Source organism: Micromonospora sp. NPDC047465 (genome assembly GCF_040643125.1).
Taxonomy (GTDB): Bacteria; Actinomycetota; Actinomycetes; order Mycobacteriales; family Micromonosporaceae; genus Micromonospora.
On the sequence record NZ_JBEYTP010000115.1, the window covers coordinates 1 to 3,719 of the forward strand.

At 77.2% G+C, this 3,719-nt stretch carries 1 protein-coding gene; it reads left to right on the top strand.

The genetic code is table 11. The features are described 5' to 3' along the window. Positions 1-3,719: type I polyketide synthase (locus ABZ793_RS34560; protein ID WP_357465184.1), on the top strand; the 3,719-nt coding region annotated here is incomplete at both ends.

The following is a 3,719-nucleotide window of genomic DNA, read 5'->3' on the forward strand; positions in this document are numbered from 1 at the left end:
GCTCGCTCCGGCGTTGCCGGTGTTGTCGTCGTGGCGGAAGGCCCGGTTGCAGCGGGCGGTGCTGGACGGCTGGTCGTACCGGGTGGTGTGGAAGCCCGCCGCCCCGGCCGGCGGGGCGACCCTCGCCGGCGACCTGCTCGTGGTGCGGCCCGCCGCCGACGCGGCCGTGGACGGCTGGCTGGACCTGCTCGCCGCCGCCCTGCCCGACGGGGCGGCCGTACGGACGCTGGCCGTCGACCCGGCCCAGGTCACCCGGGCGGAGCTGGCCGAGTCGCTGGCCGGGCACCGCGAGACGCCACCGGCCGCCGTGGTGTCCCTGCTCGGCCTCGCCGACGCGCAGTACCCCGACCACCCCGGCATCCCCACCGGGCTGGTCGCCACCACCCGCCTCGTGCAGGCGGCGCAGGACGCCGACCTGCCCGCGCCGCTGTGGTGCGTCACCCGGGGCGGCGTCGGCACCAGCCCCGCCGAGCCGGTCGCCAGCGCCGCCCAGCACGCGCTGTGGGGCCTGGCCCGCGTCATCGGCCTGGAACACCCCCGCGCCTGGGGCGGCCTGGTCGACCTGCCCGCCGAGCCCGACGCCGCCACCTGGGCGGAGGTCGCCCGCATCCTCGCCGGCGCCGGCGACGAGGACCAGTTCGCCGTCCGCCCCTTCGGCACCTTCGTCCGGCGGCTCGCCCGCACCACCGCCCGCGCCGCCGGGCAGGTCACCCCGTGGCGGCCGCGCGGCACCGTGCTCGTCACCGGCGGCACCGGCGCGATCGGCGCGCAGGCCGCCCGCTGGCTCGCCGACAACGGCGCCGAGCACCTGGTGCTGACCAGCCGCCGCGGCCTCGACGCCGCCGGCGCCCGCGAGCTGGCCGACGAGCTGACCGCCACGGGCGTACGGGTCAGCGTGGTGGCCTGCGACGTGGCCGACCGCGACCAGGTCGCCGCGCTCGTCGCCGGCCTGGACGACGTCGCCCCGCTGACCGCCGTGCTGCACGCCGCCGGCATCACCCAGCTCACCCCGCTCGTCGACACCGACCTCGACGTGTTCGACCACGTCATGGCCGGCAAGGCCGCCGGCGCCGAGTACCTCGACGAGCTGCTCGGCGACCGGCAGCTCGACGCGTTCGTCACGTTCGCCTCGATCTCCGGCGTGTGGGGCAGCGGCGGGCAGGGCGCGTACGCGGCCGCGAACGCGTACCTCGACGCGCTCGCCGAGCAGCGGCGTGCCCGGGGACTCACCGCCACCTCGATCTCCTGGGGCGCCTGGGCCGAGGGTGGCATGGCCACCACCGAGGAGGCGCAGCGGCTGCTCAGCCGCCGGGGCCTCAACCCGATGCAGCCGGCCGCCGCGCTGCTCGCCCTGCGCCGCGCCGTCGAGCACGGCGAGACCTGCCTGACCGTCGCCGACGTCGACTGGGCGCACTTCGCCCCCGCGTACGCCTCCGCCCGGCCCCGGCCGCTGCTCGCCGACATCGCCGAGGCGCGCGAGGCCCTGTCCGCCCGCCCCGCCGACGGCGTCACCGACTCCGCCGCCGAGCTGCGCCAGCGACTGCTCGCCCTGCCCCGCGCCGAACGGGACCGCCAGCTCACCGACCTGGTCCGCGACCACGCCGCCGCCGTGCTCGGCCACGCCGGCACCGACGCCGTGCGGCCGAAGCGGGCGTTCAAGGAGCTGGGCTTCGACTCGCTGACCGCCGTCGAGCTGCGCAACCAGCTCACCGGCGCGACCGGGCTGGCCCTGCCCACCACCCTGATCTTCGACTACCCCAACCCGGCCACCCTGGCGGGGCACCTGGCGTCCCTGCTGCGGCTGGACGACGCCGAGGCCGCCCCCGCCGGGACGCCCGCCACGCCCGCCGGTGCCGCCCTCGCCGACGAGCCGGTCGCCATCGTCGGGATGAGCTGCCGCTACCCGGGCGGGGTCAGCGATCCCGACGGGCTGTGGGAACTGGTCGCGCAGGGCCGTGACGGCATCACCGAGTTCCGCGCCGACCGGCACTGGGACCTCGACCGGCTACTCGCCGCCGACCCCGAGGCGTCCGGCCGCTCGCACACCCGGCACGGCGGTTTCATCGACCGGGCCACCGACTTCGACCCGGTCTTCTTCGGCATCTCGCCCCGCGAGGCGCTGGCCATGGACCCGCAGCAGCGGCTGCTGCTGGAGGCCACCTGGGAGGCGTTCGAGCAGGCCGGCGTCACCCCCGACTCGCTGCACGGCACCGCCACCGGCGTCTTCGTCGGCGCCTCCCCGTCCGGCTACGGCACCGGCGACGAGACCCCCGACCTGGACGGCTACCGGCTCACCGGCGGCGCGCACAGCGTCATCTCCGGGCGGGTCGCGTACACGTTCGGCCTGGAGGGGCCGGCCGTCACCGTGGACACCGCCTGCTCGTCGTCGCTGGTGGCGCTGCACCTGGCCGTGCAGTCGCTGCGGCAGGGCGAGTGCGAGCTGGCGGTGGCCGGCGGCGTGAACGTGATGGTCACCCCGGGCGCGTTCGTCGAGTTCACCCGGCAGGGCGGCCTCGCCGCCGACGGCCGCTGCCGCTCCTTCGCCGCCGCCGCCGACGGCACCGGCTGGGGCGAGGGCGTCGGCGTGCTGCTGGTCGAGCGGCTCTCCGACGCCCGGCGCAACGGCCACCGCGTCCTCGCCGTGATCCGGGGCAGCGCCGTCAACCAGGACGGCGCGTCCAACGGGCTGACCGCGCCGAACGGGCCGTCGCAGCAGCGGGTGATCCGGGCCGCGCTCGCCAACGCCGGCCTCAGCACCGTCGACGTGGACGCCGTCGAGGCCCACGGCACCGCCACCACCCTGGGCGACCCGATCGAGGCGCAGGCGCTCCTCGCCACGTACGGGCAGGACCGGGACGGTCGGGAGCCGCTGTGGCTGGGCTCCATCAAGTCGAACATCGGCCACACCCAGGCCGCCGCCGGCGTCGCCGGTGTGATCAAGATGGTGCAGGCGCTGCGGCACGGCGTCCTGCCGCGCACCCTGCACGTCGACGAGCCCACCCCGCACGTCGACTGGTCGGCCGGCGCCGTCGAACTGCTGACCGAGGCCCGGCCGTGGCCGGAGACCGGCCGGCCCCGCCGCGCCGCCGTGTCCTCGTTCGGGGTCAGTGGCACCAACGCGCACGTCATCGTCGAGGAGCCGCCGGCCGAGATCGTCGACGGCGAGGTGGTCGAGCCCGCCGCGCCGCCGTTGGTGCCGGTGCTGCTCTCCGCCCGCGGCGACGGCCTCGCCCGGCAGGCCCACCGCTGGGCCGACCGGTTCGCCGCGCCCGACCGGCCGCGGCTGGTCGACGCCGGCTGGACGTCCCTGACGGCCCGTGCGGCACTGGAGCACCGGGCCGTGCTGCTCGCCGCCGACCACGACGAGCTGACCGCCGGGCTGCGGGCCCTCGCCGCCGGTGAGCCCACCGACGCCGTCGTCACCGGTCGCGCCGCCGACCGGGGCCCCGTCGCGATCCTCTTCTCCGGGCAGGGCGCGCAGCGCGCCGGGATGGGCCGGGAGTTGTACGGGGCCTTCCCGGTGTTCGCGTCGGCGTTGGACGAGGTGTGCGGGCACCTGGACGCGCTGCTGCCGCAGCCGCTTCGGGAAGTCCTTTTCGCCGAGGCGGGCACGGCCGAGGCGGAGCTGCTGGACCAGACCGTCTTCACGCAGGCCGGGCTGTTCGCCGTCGAGGTGGCGCTGTTCCGCCTGGTGGAGTCGTTCGGCGTGGTGCCGGACT